20 protein-coding genes are annotated in these 18,415 nt (G+C 38.5%); 5 read left to right on the plus strand and 15 right to left on the minus strand.

Annotated elements, in window-relative coordinates:
• Window positions 1-12: 12 nt before the first annotated feature.
• From J7I90_RS21945 to J7I90_RS21965, 5 genes are all read right to left on the minus strand, one after another.
• On the minus strand, window positions 13-831 hold the full coding sequence (locus J7I90_RS21945) for a carbohydrate ABC transporter permease (protein WP_214773738.1): 819 nt from the start codon (window positions 829-831) through the stop codon (window positions 13-15).
• The gene (locus J7I90_RS21950; protein ID WP_034305954.1) at window positions 831-1,691 is read right to left on the minus strand and encodes a carbohydrate ABC transporter permease; all 861 of its coding nucleotides are present in this window, start codon (window positions 1,689-1,691) and stop codon (window positions 831-833) included. The genes J7I90_RS21945 and J7I90_RS21950 overlap by 1 nt, the downstream gene beginning before the upstream one ends.
• A 149-nt stretch (window positions 1,692-1,840) precedes the next feature.
• Window positions 1,841-3,130: an ABC transporter substrate-binding protein gene (locus tag J7I90_RS21955; protein ID WP_214773739.1), complete on the minus strand. Its 1,290-nt coding sequence runs from the start codon at window positions 3,128-3,130 to the stop codon at window positions 1,841-1,843.
• Window positions 3,131-3,489: 359 nt separating this feature from the next.
• A complete protein-coding gene (locus J7I90_RS21960; RefSeq protein WP_214773740.1) occupies window positions 3,490-3,675 on the minus strand; it encodes a hypothetical protein in 186 nt (61 codons plus the stop codon).
• Between the two features lie 154 nt (window positions 3,676-3,829).
• Window positions 3,830-4,669: a YitT family protein gene (locus J7I90_RS21965; protein WP_214773741.1), complete on the minus strand. Its 840-nt coding sequence runs from the start codon at window positions 4,667-4,669 to the stop codon at window positions 3,830-3,832.
• Window positions 4,670-5,089: 420 nt separating this feature from the next.
• Here J7I90_RS21965 and bioF point away from each other — a divergent pair, with 420 nt between their 5' ends.
• From bioF to bioC, 3 genes are read left to right on the plus strand one after another with little or no spacing between them, the layout of a single operon-like run.
• Window positions 5,090-6,289 carry an 8-amino-7-oxononanoate synthase gene (gene bioF / locus J7I90_RS21970; RefSeq protein ID WP_214773742.1) on the plus strand — a complete coding sequence of 400 codons (1,200 nt, stop codon included), beginning with the start codon at window positions 5,090-5,092 and terminating at the stop codon, window positions 6,287-6,289.
• The gene (locus tag J7I90_RS21975; RefSeq protein WP_214773743.1) at window positions 6,286-7,035 is read left to right on the plus strand and encodes an alpha/beta fold hydrolase; all 750 of its coding nucleotides are present in this window, start codon (window positions 6,286-6,288) and stop codon (window positions 7,033-7,035) included. Before bioF ends, J7I90_RS21975 begins: the two co-directional genes overlap by 4 nt.
• A complete protein-coding gene (gene bioC / locus J7I90_RS21980) occupies window positions 7,025-7,891 on the plus strand; it encodes a malonyl-ACP O-methyltransferase BioC (protein WP_214773744.1) in 867 nt (288 codons plus the stop codon). The genes J7I90_RS21975 and bioC overlap by 11 nt, the downstream gene beginning before the upstream one ends.
• 133 nt (window positions 7,892-8,024) lie before the next feature.
• On the opposite strand, the gene J7I90_RS21985 is transcribed toward bioC, so the two are convergent.
• The 4 genes from J7I90_RS21985 to J7I90_RS22000 form a co-directional block, all read right to left on the minus strand.
• Complete coding sequence (locus J7I90_RS21985) at window positions 8,025-8,702, minus strand: ABC transporter ATP-binding protein (RefSeq protein ID WP_214773745.1); 678 nt, start codon at window positions 8,700-8,702, stop codon at window positions 8,025-8,027.
• Window positions 8,699-9,805, minus strand: a complete 1,107-nt coding sequence (locus tag J7I90_RS21990) for an ABC transporter permease (protein ID WP_214773746.1) — start codon at window positions 9,803-9,805, stop codon at window positions 8,699-8,701. Before J7I90_RS21990 ends, J7I90_RS21985 begins: the two co-directional genes overlap by 4 nt.
• A gap of 99 nt (window positions 9,806-9,904) precedes the next feature.
• The gene (locus J7I90_RS21995; protein ID WP_214773747.1) at window positions 9,905-11,284 is read right to left on the minus strand and encodes a sensor histidine kinase; all 1,380 of its coding nucleotides are present in this window, start codon (window positions 11,282-11,284) and stop codon (window positions 9,905-9,907) included.
• Window positions 11,281-11,958, minus strand: a complete 678-nt coding sequence (locus J7I90_RS22000) for a response regulator transcription factor (RefSeq protein ID WP_214773748.1) — start codon at window positions 11,956-11,958, stop codon at window positions 11,281-11,283. The genes J7I90_RS21995 and J7I90_RS22000 overlap by 4 nt, the downstream gene beginning before the upstream one ends.
• A 320-nt stretch (window positions 11,959-12,278) precedes the next feature.
• Here J7I90_RS22000 and J7I90_RS22005 point away from each other — a divergent pair, with 320 nt between their 5' ends.
• Window positions 12,279-13,256, plus strand: a complete 978-nt coding sequence (locus J7I90_RS22005) for a bile acid:sodium symporter family protein (protein WP_214773749.1) — start codon at window positions 12,279-12,281, stop codon at window positions 13,254-13,256.
• Window positions 13,257-13,525: 269 nt separating this feature from the next.
• Window positions 13,526-14,782 (plus strand): DUF445 domain-containing protein, encoded by a 1,257-nt coding sequence (locus tag J7I90_RS22010; RefSeq protein ID WP_214773750.1) that lies wholly within the window; start codon window positions 13,526-13,528, stop codon window positions 14,780-14,782.
• Between the two features lie 196 nt (window positions 14,783-14,978).
• Here J7I90_RS22010 and J7I90_RS22015 read toward each other — a convergent pair whose 3' ends face one another.
• The 6 genes from J7I90_RS22015 to J7I90_RS22040 form a co-directional block, all read right to left on the minus strand.
• Window positions 14,979-15,170, minus strand: coding sequence for a hypothetical protein (locus J7I90_RS22015; protein ID WP_214773751.1), 192 nt, complete (start codon window positions 15,168-15,170; stop codon window positions 14,979-14,981).
• Between the two features lie 144 nt (window positions 15,171-15,314).
• A complete protein-coding gene (locus J7I90_RS22020) occupies window positions 15,315-15,713 on the minus strand; it encodes a hypothetical protein (protein ID WP_214773752.1) in 399 nt (132 codons plus the stop codon).
• Between the two features lie 11 nt (window positions 15,714-15,724).
• Window positions 15,725-16,000 carry a hypothetical protein gene (locus J7I90_RS22025; RefSeq protein ID WP_214773753.1) on the minus strand — a complete coding sequence of 92 codons (276 nt, stop codon included), beginning with the start codon at window positions 15,998-16,000 and terminating at the stop codon, window positions 15,725-15,727.
• 107 nt (window positions 16,001-16,107) lie between these two features.
• Window positions 16,108-16,542, minus strand: a complete 435-nt coding sequence (locus tag J7I90_RS22030) for a hypothetical protein (RefSeq protein ID WP_214773754.1) — start codon at window positions 16,540-16,542, stop codon at window positions 16,108-16,110.
• A gap of 60 nt (window positions 16,543-16,602) precedes the next feature.
• The gene (locus J7I90_RS22035) at window positions 16,603-17,625 is read right to left on the minus strand and encodes an ADP-ribosylglycohydrolase family protein (protein ID WP_214773755.1); all 1,023 of its coding nucleotides are present in this window, start codon (window positions 17,623-17,625) and stop codon (window positions 16,603-16,605) included.
• 531 nt (window positions 17,626-18,156) lie between these two features.
• Window positions 18,157-18,408: a hypothetical protein gene (locus J7I90_RS22040; protein ID WP_214773756.1), complete on the minus strand. Its 252-nt coding sequence runs from the start codon at window positions 18,406-18,408 to the stop codon at window positions 18,157-18,159.
• Between the last annotated feature and the right edge of the window lie 7 nt (window positions 18,409-18,415).

The raw sequence follows: 18,415 nt of genomic DNA on the forward strand, positions 1-18,415 counted from the left end.
ATATTTAAATAGTTATTTAACGGCTCCATCTGCAATTCCTTTAATAATTTGCCTCTGAGCAAAAAAGTACGCAATGATGACTGGAATGATGGATAAAGTAAGTCCAGCCAATGCGAGATGCCATTGCTTCGTATATTGTCCGAAGAAGAAGAATAATTTAAGTGGAATGGTCTCCGATCCCGCGCCGCCAATAACAAGGGATGGCAGCAAATAGTCGTTCCATATCCAAATGACATTCAAGATCCCAACTGTAATGGACATCGGCTTTAATAGTGGAAATATGATATACCAAAATACTTGAAATCGGTTTGCACCATCAATCTTTGCTGCCTCATCAAGTGAGAGGGGTATCCCTTTTAAGGTACCATGATATAGAAAGATGGATAGACTGCAGCCAAAACCTAAATACATGAAAATCAATCCTGCCTTGTTCAGCATTCCAAGCTGTCCGAATTGGGCAACGAGCGGTATCATCACGGACTGAAACGGGATGAGCATGGATGCTACAAACACAAAGAAAAGCAGGGAACTTATTTTACTTTTGTTTCGGGAAAGAGCGTATGCTGCCATCGCAGAAAAGATGATGATGATGACTACACTGACGCCCGATATCAATAAAGAATTGAATAAAGTCCGGAGGAAATCCAATTGCTCGAAAGCTTGAGTGAAGTTTTCCAATGTCCAGGTTTCAGGCAGCCCCAATGTATCGGCAAATATATCCCGTTTCATTTTAAAAGCATTGACAAGCATTAAATAAAACGGAGTGAGCCATAATATGGCCAAAATGAATCCGATGAATCCAATCAGCCACAATTTCCATTTTCCCCTCATTACAGCTCAACCTCCCGTTTTTTATTGAAATAGACTTGTGTCAGCGAAACGACCGCCACGATTACGAAAAAGATAACGGCTTTTGCCTGTGCATATGCCATATCATTTTCGGTGAAGGCGGATTTTACAATGTTCATCGCAACCATTTCAGTTGAATTATAGGGAGCTCCATTCGTCAAGGAAAGGTTTTGATCATAGATCTTGAACGAGTGGGAAAGCGTCAAAAACAAACTGACGGTAAAAGCAGGTGCCACTAGCGGAAAAGTTATATGGCGAAAACGCTGGAAGCTGTTAGCTCCGTCAATTTTTGCCGCTTCGATCAAGTCCTCAGGAACTGCCTGCAAATAGGCGATATAAATGATCATGATATATCCGGCCATCTGCCAGGATGTTAAAATGATCAATCCCCAAAAACCTGTATCAGTCGTCGATAACCAACCATTAAATGCTTCGATCCCCGTCAAATCACCAATCGCACCGAAGACCTTAATAAAAATGAACTGCCAAATAAAGCCGAGAATCAAGCCGCCAATTAAATTGGGCATAAAGAAAACCGTACGCAGTATGTTGCTTGATTTAATTTTCGAAGTCACGATGAGAGCCAAACTTAATCCGATAATATTGATTACCACAATTGCCGCTACGGAAAATTTAATCGTGAACCAAAATGTATCAAGAAACCCTTTATCCGTAAACAAGTCTATATAATTCTTAAAACCGATGAAATCCGGTGTCCCTAAACCGTTCCAATTCGTAAAGGAATAATAAAATCCGTAAATGAGTGGCACGATCACAACCAAAATGAGTGCAGCAAGAACAGGTGTTAAAAACAGCCAATATGCGGCATCCCGATTTCTCAACGAAACCGACCTCCTTGAAATGATTTAATAGTTAACGGGTTTAGATCATGACTGGGTTATTTGATGAATCCCTTAGCGGCTTTTCTATAAGAAGGAACAACCAATCGACACGTTTTTCTTGCCGATTGGTCACTAGCATTCCCCAACTCTTATTTACTTTGAATCTTCTCCCAATTTTCAATGTTCTGTTGGACAAGCTCCTCCCAAGTCAATTTACCAGTTACGTATTTTTGGACACTTGCACCAAGATCATCATTCCAACCGACCGGATATCCATTAAACACCCACCCAATCGTATTTCCTTCTTGGGAGTATTTATAAATTTCTTTTGAAATTGGATCGGCAATTTTTTCTACATCATATCCTTCATAAGCAGGAATGAATTTAAAATCTTCCAAAACGGCTTTTTTCCCTGCTTCGGATGTATACATCCAGTCGAGGAACTTCTTCGCTGCTTCCTGTACCTTTTCATCAGATTTCTTGTTCACTGCCCAATAGTTCGGTACGCCGACCGGCATGCCTGCATTGTCTCCATTTGGAATTGGGATGATGCCAATTCCCTTTTCAGCCAACTCGGGATCCATATCATAGACTGTGTTATACACCCAGTTTCCTTGCTGAATGATCGCAACCTTTTCAAGCGAGAAAAGCTCCTCCACTTGTTGGGAGTAATCAAGACTTGCTGTCGGCTGGACGGAATACTCATTTTGGATATCGACCAATTGTTTAAACTTGTCACCATCCGTGAATTTAACCGTTGGTGCCTTACTAGCTTCTAAAACATTCCCATCAAACTCCGGTGATAAGAATACATTGGATAAATGGTTTCCTGTCACCCACTTCTCTTTGACCGGATAAGCGAAAACTGCATCGATTTTCAATTTGTTTTTTTGTGAATCGATTTTCTTAACTGCCGCCTCTAATGTTTCATAACTTGTAATCTCATCAGGATTAACTCCGGCTTCTTTAAAAATCCGTTTGTTATAAATCAAGCCGTATCCTTCCTGGTTAAATGGAAGTCCAAGGACCTGCCCGTCCTCTTCGACGCCATCCAAAGTACCGTCAAGTGCAGCAGCAGCAGCCTTCGTGTCCTTTAAATCTGTTAATCTATCTTTATATTGTGCGACATCTACCGGCCCGCCAATGTTAAACACCGCTGGCTCCTCACCTGAAGCGAACTTTGCCGTAATGGCTGATTTATAATCATTTCCGCCGCCGACCGTCGATACCTTGATCTTCACATTTGGATTTTCTTTTTCATATTGTTTTGCCAATGTCTCGAATTGCGACTTGAATTCTACCTTGAATTGAAATATATCCAGCGTCACGACATCCTTTGAATCGCTGTTTCCGCCAGTTGAAGAAGAGCATCCAGCCAAAATCACACTAAAAATCAATAAAACAGTAAGAATTCCCCCGTACCATTTTTTACGCTTCATGCCTACCCACTCTCCCTTTTTCTCATAATATTCATGCAATTTTAAGAAAACGTTTGCATAAAATTAGTAAAATAAAAGCCATTCATTCTATAAAATTCATAGTCTATCGTACTTCTTTTACATCACCTCCTCACAAAAACATTGCAAACGTTTACATTTATGCGCTTTATATTACCACCAAATTCCATACTTTACAATAAAATTGTAGTATATTGTAAAAAAAGGATGTTAAGAACTCTCTTAATCTAATTATATGATTCAGAAACCTTTGATTATTCCTTTATCCGATTATTTATTGTACGGGCATTTTCATTCCCGGCATTATACGAAAAAAAGGAAACCATTCGGTCCCCTTCTTTTCACTTCAATATCATCTTCACATTGGAAGGACCGTATTCATCCTTCAATTCATAATATTTATCGCTTGCTTGTCCAAATTCCTTAAACACACCGCTAATGATCAATTCATTCTTTTCCTTATCAACGACACTGTACTTGATATTGCTTTTCCCAAACTTTCTGTCATCCACTTTTAAAAGGATCATCTTGGACACCTCCACATTTAATGGCTGCACTCCTCAGGGTGTGTGGTTTCTTACTTACATAATATAACAAATTATTCAGAATTTATAGATTTTTTGCCATTCAAAATAAAAAAGCCTAATTAGGCCTTTTCATTTCGCTTATACATTATTATCATCAGGACTTCGAGATATCCAGGAAACCTTCACCGAATACGTCCCGAACATCATGTATGGCTATAAAAGCATTGCTATCCGTTGACTGAACTATTCTCTTTAACTTTAGTACCTCTTGCTTACTTATAACGATATATAAAATATCCTTGGATGCTTTTGTATAGTATCCATGACCACTAAAAACAGTGACCCCCCGGTCCATCAATTCGGTTACTTGTTTTGCAATCTGGTCCGCTTCATTCGAAATGATGGTGATCGCTTTTTTCGGATTCAATCCCTCAATGATGAATTCCATCGTTTTTGTTCCAATATAAAGCATAAGGATAGTGAGCATCAGACCTTCTGCGCCAATGATGAAATAAGATGAGAACGCAACGATTAAATCGAAAAACAGAAGTCCGTAGCTTAAGCTCCATCCCAAATACTTATTCGTAATTCGGGCAAGGATCGTCGTACCGGCAGTAGTGCCTCCAACACGAATGATCATGCCAATTCCTGCACCGGCAAAAACCCCGCCAAATATGGCATTGATGACCAATTCATCTGAAGATATCGTCCAGCTTTCGGTTAAATGAAGGAAAAGTGAATTAAAGGCAACGGCTACGATTGTATATACCGTTGTCATTTTAGACAAAAATTTATAACCGACAATGAGCAGGACAGCATTAATGATTAAACTTAACAGCCCTGGTGACCATTCAAAAAGATAAAACAGAATGATCGTTATCCCTGTGACTCCTCCCTCACCAAGCTCATTGGGAATGACGAAAAGATTTATTGCCAAAGCGAAAATAAAAGCTCCTATTAATATAAAGAAAACATCCAAAGAAATCTTTTTCATATTTATACCCTTCCTTTATGTAATGGTTAATGTGAATTCTGTTAAATTTCACTGCTCTATAGTAACATGGAATTCCATTTAATCCTTCAAAGATTTCAAGGTTTAACAAAAAGACTACCTTGGAAGTTAGATTATCTTCAATGAATGAGCTTAATACATATTTTTATATACATTAGCTTAACAAAACCACCGCTGCCCGATCCTCCATAAACTTATTTTTAATGGTTAGATTCATGTTCCTGGCTGGGATCTAAATAATATACCAGCTTTTTCCAGTCCTTGAATTCTCCCAGATTAATGGATCATTACTTTATTCCCATGCTCGTTTTCAACGCTTGACAGTTTCATTGAGTCATGATTAGAATGTTTTATATGTTAACCTATATTAATTTTAGTTGACATATAAAAAGGAGAATGGCCATGCACAGTGAAAAACGTTTACCTTGTTGGGAAGAAAAAATAAAAAAAGAACTGGCTCATTTAGAAGAAATTTCGCAAAAGCGTGAACTCGTATCAACAGAATGTGCCGAACAGCCTTGGCTTACGATCAACGGGTGCAGGATGCTTAATCTAGCTTCTAATAACTATCTAGGATATGCAGGAGATGAGCGGCTGAAAAAGGCTATGGTTGATGCCGTACATACATTTGGTGCAGGAGCAACGGCTTCACGTTTAATTGTTGGCAATCATCCTCTTTATGAGCAGGCTGAACAAGCTCTTATCAATTGGAAGAAGGTCGAAGCAGGACTCATCATCAACAGTGGATATAACGCGAACCTTGGAATAATCTCCACCCTGCTGTCCCGTAACGATATGATTTATAGCGATAAATTGAATCATGCAAGCATTGTCGATGGAGCTCTTTTAAGCAGAGCAAAGCATATACGCTATCGTCATAATGATTTAGATCATTTAGAAGCATTTTTGAAAAAATCTCCGATTGAAGCACGTAAATTAATCGTGACGGATACGGTTTTCAGCATGGATGGTGACTTCGCTTATCTTGAAGACCTAGTTCGGTTAAAGGAGCGTTATAACGCAATGTTAATGACTGATGAAGCACATGGAAGCGGCATTTACGGTAAAAACGGTGAAGGCTATGCCGGTCATCTCCATTTACAAAATAAAATAGATATCCAAATGGGAACATTCAGTAAAGCGCTTGGTTCATTCGGGGCCTATGTTGTCGGGAAAGAATGGCTCATCGACTATTTAAAAAATCGCATGCGCGGATTCATCTATTCAACTGCACTTCCCCCAGCCATACTTGGTGCTATAAAAACAGCGATTGAACTCGTACAGCAAGAACCGGAACGCCGCTCACTGCTCCAAACACATTCAGAATACTTTAGAGAAGAACTCACAAATTACGGGTTTAACATTTGCGGAAGCCAATCACAAATTGTTCCTATCGTCATCGGGGAAAACGAAAAAGCGATGGAATTTGCTGCACGTTTGCAAAAAGAAGGAATTGCCGCTATTGCTGTCAGGCCGCCGACCGTTCCTGAAAATGAAGCGAGAATCCGGTTTACCGTAACAGCCCTCCACGATAAAAACGATCTTGATTGGGCAGTTCAAAAAGTTTCGATCATTGGAAAAGAAATGGGTGTTGTTGAATGAAGCAGCCGAATTTAGTCGTGCTTCCTGGCTGGGGAATGGAAAAAGAGGCGTTTCAACCGTTAATCAAACCGCTGTCAGAACTATTTCACCTTTCATTTATAGATTGGAGAGATATGAAGGCACTAAATGACTTTGAAGAACGAGTCATAAACACAATCGCTCCCCTAGATGGTCCTGTTTATTTATTGGGCTGGTCATTAGGATCACTAGTATCACTTGAACTTTCAAGTTCTTTCCGGGAAAGAATAAAAGGTTTTATCCTTTTTGGCGCAACAAGTCGGTTCACTACAGGAGAAAATTATTCATTTGGCTGGGATTCTCGAATGGTCGAGCGCATGAAGAAACAACTGCCGCGCAATAAAGAGAAGACTTTGACTTCCTTCTATGAAGCGATGTTTTCCGATGCTGAAAAAGAAGCAGGTTTTAATCATCAATTCACCAAGATCATTCAAAGCGAGTTTCATGGAGATGATGTGTTTTCGCTTCTGATTGGTTTGGATTATTTACTTCAGAAAGATGCTCGTGCAAGACTCGGCCGGATTGAAGCCCCCTTTTTAATGCTTCATGGGAGGGAAGACAAAATTTGTCCACTTGAAGCATCATCTTTCATTAAAGAGAATTTGGGTGGGAGAGCCAAGGTTCGTATTATCGAAGGTGCTGGTCATATTCCATTTTTCACAAAACCAGAGGAATGTATGGAGCAGATAAAAACATTCATTCAAAAGGAGTACGTTCATGATAGATAAACGATTGTTAAGCAAGCGATTCAGTGAACACGCGAAAACATATGATGCGTATGCCAATGTTCAAAAAAACATGGCAAAGCAATTAGTGGATTTGCTTCCTCAAAAAAATACCAATCATAAAATCAATATTCTTGAAATCGGCTGCGGCACCGGTTACTTAACTAGGTTACTCGTCAAAACATTCCCTAATGCCGCCATTACGGCTGTTGATTTGGCACCCGGTATGGTTGAAGTGGCAAAGGGATTGACAAAGGAAGACCGTGTTACATTTTTATGTATGGACATCGAAGAAATGGCGCTAAATGAAAATTACGACTTGATTATTTCCAATGCAACATTTCAATGGTTGAATGATATTCCTGCAACCCTTGAAAAACTTTTTACACGATTAACGGCGGAAGGAAGCCTGATATTTTCAACGTTCGGAATAGATACCTTTCAAGAGCTTCATAGGTCATATGAACAAGCGAAAGAAAAGCTTCAACTTTCCATGGATAGTTCACCAGGCCAACCGTTTTACACTCTGGAAGAATTATCCCAAGTTTGCCAAGCAGCAATCCCCTATCCAGCAGCAGCTCCAATCGAGATTACAAAAATAGAAAAGCTTGAACTGGAGTACTTTCAGACAGTACGTGAGTTTTTCACTTCAATTAAAAAGATTGGGGCTGCTAATAGCAACAAAGAAAACTACTGCCAGCGCCCTTCCTTTTTTCGAGAGTTAATTAACATATACGACACAGAATACCGAAATGAATCAGGTGTGAAAGCAACCTATCACTGTTTGTTCTTTAAAATAAAAAAACAAGATCAATCCGAATATAACCCATCTGGGATACAAGCAAAATATTATACATAATCGCAAATCTTTTATATAAAGTAACGACTAGCATTCCATCCCCGTACTATCGGTTGACCATCCCCTTCAAGCAATTCGGGCCGCCGCCACTCCTAATTCCTTTGGGGAGGCGGCGGCTTCTTTACATATCACTTCATCCAAATACCTTGCCATCCGTAATATTGACCACTCGATCACATAAATCCAACATTCTTTCATCATGCGTTACCATGATGGCCGCTTTATTTCTTGATTTCACTTCATGTGCAAGCATTTCAACAACATCCCTGCCTCTTTTGGAATCAAGACTTGCGGTTGGTTCATCCGCTAAAATGATTTCTGGATCATTCATCAGCGAACGGGCGATTGCTACACGCTGCCGCTCACCGCCCGACAGTGCTTCTGGCAGGTGATCTGCCCGATGTCCAAGTCCAAGGTGGCTAAGCAAATCGTCCGCTTTTTTCACAGTTGTTTTATCTCGCTTGCCGATCAATTCAGAAAGCAGCAGAAGCTGATCTCGTACGGAGAGATATGGCACAAGATTCGACGATTGGAATACAAACCCGATCTTTTCAAGGCGTACCCGAGTCAATTCTTTTGGGGATAGTGTTGTAATATCCTCACCATTCAGCAGTAAGCGGCCTTTGCTCGGGGATAGTAACGCACCTGCTATTGAAAGGAAAGTACTTTTTCCTGAGCCCGAAGGACCCACAATCGCGACGAATTCCCCCGCCCTTACATTCAGGGAAATATCATCAAGTGCCATTACCCTATTATCGCCTTCCCCATAAATCTTACTGACGTTTTCAAATAATAGTTTATCCCCCATCATGATACCCTCCCTATTGCTTCGATCGCATCTATCTTCGCTACTCGGTATAGTGATAGCAGTGAACCCAATACGGATACAGCCAAAAGTAACACGGAATATTTAATGACCAAATCGGCACTTAATTCAAATGGCATTCCTTCCGGCATGATTAAAGTGACGCCGTATGTCAGGGCAACGCTGATGGCTATGCATGTCACGGCAAGCAGCATTACTTGACCAACGATGCTTTTTGCCAAGTAGCCCGTATTTGCCCCGAGGGCTTTAAGGACTCCAAATTGATTCGTCTTCTGCAAAGTAATCACATAAAAGAATACGGCCAAAACGAAAGCTGCAATGACAAACAAAAAGGCAATCATCATCGTCAATGTACCCTGTTCCTCTTTGAACCCTGGTATACTCTGAAGTGATTCTTCTTTCGAAATGAGCGTTACACCTTCAGGCAATGATTCACGTACATTCTCTTCCGACTTCGAGTCCATTTGCACGGCTATTGCGCTGATTGAGTCTTTACCTTGATTTTTCAATCCAGGGTTAATCTCCTGCCACCCCTTAACATTCATGTAAACTGCCGGTGTATGGCTATAAGACTGCTTTTCAGTAAAACCAACAATGGTGAAAACATTACCAGATAGGTCATCTTTGAGTGAATCACCCAATTTATAACCGACATCTTTTAAAGAACGATCTGCAACGACTTCACCTTGTTTCTTATTGTCATAGCTCGTTCCTTCTATGACCTTCGGTGCTAGTATTCCACTGGCATCGGTCGCAAAAATCGTGACATCCGTTTTCTCCGAAGAGCCGACTTTATTCAATGTGATCATCATTTGCCCAAGTCCTTCGGCTGCTTTAACATCCGATATAGCCCGGATTTCATCCAGCTTTTCCATCGATATGATCGATCGGTTCAATTTATTTTTAGAGTCATGCTCCATGACGAAATAATCAGCCTTCATGTTTTGTATGGATGAAGCATTATCTGAAGAAAGTCCATTAGCTAATCCTGAAATGATAAAAACAAGCAAAGCGACCAATATCATGATCAGTCCAATCAGCAGATAACGTAACTTTGAATGCTTTAGTTCACGTATTGCCAAAAACATCATTTCATCTCCCTTTTCTTTTGTTTACCAATCAAGTCCTGCTTCAATCGGTATGACTCGATTGTAAACACTCAATATGAATGGAAGATGAACAACTGATTACATAAAGGGCAGCCGTATATAAAAAGTGGTCCCTTTCCCAAGTTCACTTTGGACTTCAATCGTTCCCCCATGAAGTTCAACCGTCTTCTTCGTGATCGAAAGTCCTAATCCGCTTCCGGTTTCACTCCGGTTCCTCACTTTGTCGACTTTATAAAAGCGATCAAGGATATAAGGAAGGTCTTCTTCTGGAATTCCGATGCCCGTATCCGCGATCATCACTTCAACAGTACTGCCTATGCTTTTAATCCGAATATCGATCGAACTGCCGCTTTCCGAGTATTTAATGCTATTGGTTATCAAATTCGTCCAAACTTGATTTAAAAGTTTCTCATCTGCAGAAATGACGGTGGACGGCAAATCCATTTCGATCACCATATCCTTTTCCCGCCAATTCCATTCCAGCATGAACAACACCTGCCGGATTTGCTGCGCTAAATCAAACTTCGACCGCTGCAGCGGATCATCTACTTTATCCAACGAAGCAAGCATGAGCAGCTGTTTGCTTAACGACGACATGCGCCTGCTTTCTTTTTCAATGATGGATAAGTACTGATTTCTTTGTTCTTTTGTTAATTCCTCCGATTGGAGGGTTTGGGAAAAACCTTGGATGGATGCAAGCGGAGATTGAATTTCATGAGATACATTCGATACGAACTCCTGCCTCATATCATCCAACCGCTGTATGCTTTGAGTCATTTTCGAGAAGTGCTGGGCCAAGTCCCCTATTTCATCGCTTCGGGAGACATTCAATTCACTACTATAATCCCCATCGGCGATTCTTTTTGTAGCCTCCGTTAATTTCGTAATCGGCTTAACGATGAAACGCGTATTAATGATCACAAATAAAAAACTGAGAAGGAGCGTCAGTACGAGCAAAACTGCTAGGAAAAAGCGAAATTCGCCAAACTGCAGCTCTATATTGGGCCTTACAAACAATGCATGCTTTTCGCCATTCACGTTCATCGGGACCCCAATGCTATTAATTAATACATCTTCAAAAAACCCCGTAATAAATAACCCATTATTATAATTGGCGATCCCTTGATAGGTATTCCCATTCAAAACTCCGGAAATCGTGTCGCGGTCCAAATTCGTTTCCCGAAACGGCTCACCATATAATGTTCCTTCACCCTGCTCATTAAATAGATACATTTGATAGTGCAATCCTGCTATATGGGTTAAATACTCATCAATATCCTGATCAGGATTCTCCTCATATAAAGAGACGATCTCACTTGCGACTTTGCTTATCTTCTCACCATTGTTGGGTTTTTGAACCTTATGATAATAGACATTGGAAATTAAAAAAGCGATGACACTGGCGAGCACCATGATCAAAATGGTTTGAATAACTATCCTGAAATAAAGTGTTTTCACTTCTTGTTGACCTCCAGTTTATAACCTAAGCCACGGACAGTCGTTATGACAAAGTCATCGGTACGGCCGGAAAAACGTTCCCTCAACCGTTTAATATGGACATCAACCGTTCGATCATCCCCTGCAAAATCAGCACCCCACACCAGTTCAATAAGCTGCTCACGCGTAAAGACCTGATCAGGAAAACTTCCCAACTGAGCCAGCAGCTCAAATTCCTTAAGCGGCAGGAGCAGCGTATTCCCCTTTATTCGCACTTCGTAACTTTTACGGTCAATCACCGTTTGATTCAATGAGATTGATTCAGAATTCACCATACGGTATCTTCGCAATAGCGCCTTTATCCGAAATAGAAGCTCCCTTGGCTCAAATGGCTTTACCAGGTAATCATCCGTACCAGCAAAGTACCCCTTTTCCTTATCGATAAGTTGATCTTTAGCTGTCAATAAAATGACCGGCAGATCATATTGATCCCGGATTTCCTTACAAAGATCCAGTCCGTTTTTATACGGCATCATGATATCGACAACAGCCAGATGGATCCGTTCCTTCTCCAGTAACAAGGAAGCTTCATTACCATCCTTCGCTTCCGATACCATGTACCCTTCCTTTTCCAAATGAAATTTAAGCAATTCCCGAATATGCCGATCATCATCCGCAATTAATATATGTATCAAAGAAACCACATCTCCACTTCTTTTATAGCCCTGGCTAAACATACAATAGCAATAATTAAACCTGTAAAACAACAAATACTAATTCAATTTCCGGTTCTATATAAATTAGTTTGCCACTAATATACAGCACCCTCTTATTTTTTTAAAAAAATAAAGTCAAAAGCGAACAGAATCTAAAAACCCTGTCCGCTTTTTTCCTATAATAAACCGTCATATTCACACTAGTTCAGCCCTATTGATATTTTTATTGCCCAAAAGGGTTTTAAATATTCTGAATATAAACTATAATTGTTTTATTTTAAAACATCTAGGAGGTCACTATGGGAGTAGTAGAGAAAATCAGCGGATTTGCTGGTAAAACGTTTACCTTATGGGTCATTTTATTTGCAGTTATTGCGTATATCTTACCTAATCAGTTTATATGGATTGGAGACTATATTGTTCCATTACTAGGAATTGTCATGTTTGGCATGGGACTTACATTATCAGCAGCGGATTTTAAAGAAGTATTCCGACGGCCGAAAGAAGTCGCACTAGGGGTAGCAGGTCATTTTATCATTATGCCCTTATTGGCATTCGGATTGGCAATAGGGTTCGATTTGCCCAAAGAAATCGCTGTTGGCGTTATTTTGGTAGGATGTTGCCCTAGTGGAACGGCTTCAAATGTCATGGTGTTTCTTGCGAGAGGAAATGTTGCGCTTGCAGTTGCCATTGCTTCTGTTTCCACTATTCTTGCGCCTATCGTAACGCCCCTGCTTATTCTGCTCTTGGCAAGTAAATGGGTCAACATCAGTATTGGGTCATTATTCATTTCGATCATTCAAGTGGTGATTATCCCACTGATACTAGGATTTCTTGTTAAAAAGTTTTTCGGCAAACAGGCAGAGGCTGGTGCAAAGGCTTTACCTCTAGTATCTGTCATTTCCATCGTTCTGATCGTATCTGCCGTAGTAGCTGGCAGCCAAGATCAGCTGGCTAAAACAGGCTTGCTGATTTTTGCAGTAGTCGTTCTTCATAATGTTCTTGGGTTTTTACTCGGCTTCTTCTTTGCTCGTTTATGCGGGATGGATTTAGCTAAGCAGAAAGCTGTTGCAATGGAGGTCGGTATGCAGAACTCTGGTTTAGGTGTAGCCATAGCAACAGCCCACTTCTCGCCTTTGGCCGCTGTTCCAAGTGCCATTTTCAGTGTTTGGCATAACATATCAGGTTCCGTTCTGGCCTATATCTTCAGTCTCATGAAAGATAAAAAAAATGTAGGCACCGATAAAAATAATTCGATAAAAACAGACGCATCATAATATGTTGGAATGAACAAAAAAACGCTTTTCAGTAAATGAATTAAAAAAGCCGATTGAGTGAATCGGCTTTTTTTGTGCATTTATCATCAGAATATTGAACATTCAAGGGAAAATGACAATATTCAAAGCCCAAAAATAATGAACTTACTGCCTTGTTGTGGTTATTTTTTAGAACTACCTGCTATACTACTAGATGAAAGTAAGTTATAAAATTTGCTAATGATTCGGGTTATAGTAATTGACTATCATTTTAAGGATGAGGGAATATAATGTCACCAAAAATAAAATCTTCAAGAAAAATAGCTAGATATTCACTAATTATCATGGGGGCGGGTTATATTGGAACCACTCCATTTCAAGGTACATTGCCGCTGGATTTATTACATGGAGGGTTTGAGGCTGGCTTAGTCGGCGGATTGGCAGATTGGTTTGCAGTCACTGCATTATTCCGCCATCCGCTTGGATTACCAATCCCCCATACAGCCCTTTTGCCCAACAATCGTAAAAGAATGACAAATGCACTTGTTTCGATGCTAAAAAACGACTGGCTTTCTAAGGAAAGTATTCAGGACAAAGTAAAACATATTCCTTTTACTGAAAAATTGATCCCTATTTTAGGAAAAGAGATTCAAAGTGATACATTTAGAAAAGTCCTGATTAAACTGATCAAGCAAATGATTGGTTATATAGATATAGAAAAGATTACACCTTTCGTTGCAAAAAAAATTAAAGCATCACTTTCTAGCATAGACATGAGCAAGATTCTGCATTTAGTAAGTTCAGAGTTACTTAACGAAGAGTTTGATAAGAAGGCTTTGGATCATGTTTTAAAAAAAGCTGAAGATTGGTTAGGAAAAAAAGAAACCAGTCACCGACTTGGCACTGTTTCCATGGATGTACTCAGCAAGATTGAACTGGAAGGTATGCTTCAGTTCGCCGTTAAATCCATTCAAAGTCTACTTAATGAAGAGAAACTTGGTAATATCATCCAAAACCTGCTATTAAGTGTCGTAAATAATTTACAAAACGAGAAAGAACCAAATAGAGAGGCTTTAATCTTATATATCAGGAAAGAGATACAAGGCATTAACCATAACCCAGAACTGTTGGAAGGAGTTGAAAAATGGAAAAAACAACTTCTGACAAAATGGGAGCCTGAGGCGACACTAGAGGGAATCCTAAAACAAATTCAACAAGAAGCATTGGATTTCGTCGAAGGTGAACATTTCATGGATGCTTACCTGACTCCAATGATTCATCATATACTGGACAATATTAAGGAAAATAGCACCCGCATCGATCAATGGATACAGAAACAAATTACTGTTCTCATTGAAAAAAATCATACACAAATCGGCAATCTTGTACAAGAAAATTTAGATAAGCTAGACAACGAAACGCTGATCGACATGATGGAAAATGGTGTAGGAAAAGACTTGCAATGGATTCGTGTGAACGGAGCGGTCTGCGGTTTTATCATAGGGCTTATCCTAACAGGTGCACAGGCTCTGCTTAGGCTATTATAATCCAGGCATAACGGCAGTATACAGTCGTTACCAAATCAACTGGGACTGATTCGTTTTTCTGAAAATGAAGAGATAAACTAAAAGCCAGCCAAGGTTTTCATGAAACACCTCGGCTAGCTTTTCCTTTTTATCAATAAACTTAGATTACAGGTACACATATAAATCAAAGCTCCACTTAAAGCAAGGCTTCAATTAACTAAGGGTTGGATTGCTGAACACTAAGCCAGCCATCAATATGATCCAAATTAAAAATCAGCAAATTATCGATGGGTCTGAGATGGGGGATCTTTTTATTTAATATTAGATCATTGATTTCCTCTTCGGTAATTGGATAATTTACCGACTCAAGGTAAATCATCAAACTTTTTATACCATAGGCTTTCCTCATTTAATCACCTCCCACCAAATTCTCCTTATTCAACATAAAGAAAACTTAGTGCTAGATATTAAATGAAAGACCGCTTAATTCTTATTACCCACTTTTTGAAGAAATAATCGCTTTTACTTTATGTAGGCGCTTTAAATCAGGAAATTAATCTAATGTATAGGGGTTCCTTTCTTCGATTATCTCCACTTCATCCCATTCCACTGATTTGGAGTACATATATTTATCTGTTCGTTCAAACCCCAACTTTTTAGCAAGTTCAGTGTTTGTTGTATCCAACAATACTTTTCCGGTTCTTCTTTCTTCAGAAGCTGGAAACACCTCTCCCTTATATTTTGCCTTTGAATTTATCTTAAATAAATTTTCTACCTCTTCTACAGAAACATTTTTAATATAAATATTTTCATCTAAATGTTTGAAACCTTGAGATAGATCAGATTGTTTATTACTAATTAATCTTATTGATTTATCTTCCAGTAGACTAAAACTATACTCGCTACCATTATATATTGCATACTTTCCTTTTCTTATCATAGTTTTCTCCATTTCAAACTTTATCAAGCATGGAATAATTCTCTAATTAATTTTTCGGCTTTATGTAATTCTCCTAATAACGGATTTTGATAGTCATTATAACTATCCATATAAGCCCTTACGCCGCCAATAATATTTAATTCCCTTATAACTTCATTACACTCCATTACATCCAATGCATTCTTATATCTTATATATATAAGTTGTAAAACGCCGCTAGTAATTTCATTACTATAATTTTTTTCAAGATTATTTATCACAACTTTTAATTGATCGATTAACTGCTTTTTCTTATCCATTTCATCTTCCTATCTACTCGCCTATAAAGGAGACCCCTAACAAAACAGTTCCAAAGCTCATTTGAGGGGATAGTACAATAAATATAATCACGTTTGAAATGAAGAAATTAATCTAATGAATAGGGTTTCCTCTCCTCGATTATTTTCACTTCATCCCATTCCACAGATTTGGAGTACATATATTTATCTGTCCGTTCAAACCCCATCCTTTTAGCAAGTTCAGTGTTTGTTGTATCCAACAAGACTTTTCCGGTTTTTCTTTCTTGTGATGCTGGAAACACCTCTCCCTTATATACAGCATAGGGATTAATAGAATATAATTCTTTAACTTCATTTACACCTACTATTTTCGTGTAAATATTTTTTTTATAATAAGTAAAGCCATTCTCCATATCTTTTTTATCATTGCTAATTAATTCAATAGCTTCCACTAAATCAGATTCTATGAATCTATACTCTCTCCCATTATAGATCGTATACTCACCTTTTCTTATCATTTTTCCACTCACTCCATTATTTAATTCTCCATCACCCAAATTCAAACGGCTTCGCTCCCCGTTTAACATAGCAAAACTGGACTCTGTACATATGAAGGAATTACATCAAGCACCATACTTTTCTTTAATGGCTTTATCTGCACAAAAACTATGGAATTGGTTGATTAATTCATCAATATCTTCTTTTCTGATGATTTTCTCAACCCATTCTTTAGGAATGTCGTCCATTTTATAGTACATACCTGCCATTGTTCCTGTAATGGCACCTACTGTATCCGTATCATCCCCTAGATTCACTGCTTTTAAAACGGCATCGCTAAATGAATCTGAATTTCCTAAGCACCAAATGGCTGCTTCCAATGTATGAACGACATAACCATCTGACAGAATTTCTTTTTGTGGTAATGAAAAGAAATCTTCCTCAAAAATCCTTGAATAGGATAGCAGCTCTTTTTGGTATATATGATCTTTATCAAAATTCTCATCAAAAAGTTTTTTTGTTTGTCTTATTGCATCTTCAGGAGAATTATTATAATAAAGTCTAAGTAAAAACTCGACATAAATAATGGAACCTACCACAGAACGCGGATGTGCATGGGTTACTTCCGTACACTTTTTAATGGTTTGGATTTTTTCAATGAAATTAAAGTTATTAACAAGGATAAATGCTACTGGAGCGATCCTCATCAACGCCCCATTCCCATTATCAAACATGGCATTTCCGCCACATTCTGGTGCCGGGGTTCCATTTCTAAACTTGATTATGGCTTCACTGGTCGATCTGCCAATATCGAACATTTCATGATGTGGTGTCCAATAGCCAGATTCCATATACTGAACGAATTTTTGCATGAGCTCCGCTGAATCGCCTTTTTCAATTAAGTTTTCAATTAAACATAAAGTTAACGAAGTATCATCCGACCAAGTGCCTGGCGGCTGATTATAGGTTCCATATCCCGTTATATCATTAATAGTGAAAGTCCCTCTTTTTTTAAATTCAACAGGAACACCAAGCAAGTCTCCGATAATACCGCCATACATACTCGGTAATAATCTTTTCTTAATGGCTAAACTCATAAAAATCTTGTTATCGTCTTCCCATCTGTCTACCATTCTTCTGCTTGTCATTCTTACACCTACTTTTTGTTTAAATACTATTTCGTCAGCATTCAGTAATCCTTGCTTAATTCAATGTACTACAGATTGATTAAGGTAACACTTTAGTTTTATAAAAACTAATACCTATACTACAAAATTACTATAGGTTTTTCCCTTTTATAAAAAAACCTTGAATGGCTTTAGCCACTCAAGGTTTCATTTTATTCTAGAGAAATACGGATTACTTTTTCGATAATCTTAACTATGTTACCACGGCAGGCAATTTGTTTTGGTGCTTTGGATGAGTAGACCGGTTTTCAAATCAATTGGATTATCTCTAATAATTCTACTTCCCTATTTGCCCCATCGTTATCATATATAAAAATTTGAAAATTCGATCCTCGTTACCCATTTCGATAATTGAAGAGTTTTGTCTTTCATAAATATGCTTTGTTTTTCAATTACCTGTACATGTTTTGCTACAAGTTCGGTCATTCCTGTATGCAAAATATAAATTGAATAATAAGTGGTGTTTTTACACTTTCCCATCTAATGCAAATTTTAATTATTAATTCTGTTATGTCTACTTAATATTAACTCATAAAGAAAATCAAATGCTTCATTTTCACTAGCCATTTCTTTAATTATATAGTGACCTCCTCTCTCTCTTGTTTTATAAACTTTCCACACTCCTTGATCATGTGCACAACCTATTACTAGCGACTCATCCGTTATAGTATCTAGTACCATAATATATTCACCAATATTTAATTTTTCAGCTTCATATCTATTTAAAAACTCTTGTTTTGTCACGTCTAGA

The sequence above is a fragment of the Bacillus sp. ISL-57 genome (genome assembly GCF_018613135.1).
Taxonomy (GTDB): domain Bacteria; phylum Bacillota; class Bacilli; order Bacillales; family DSM-1321; genus Peribacillus; species Peribacillus frigoritolerans.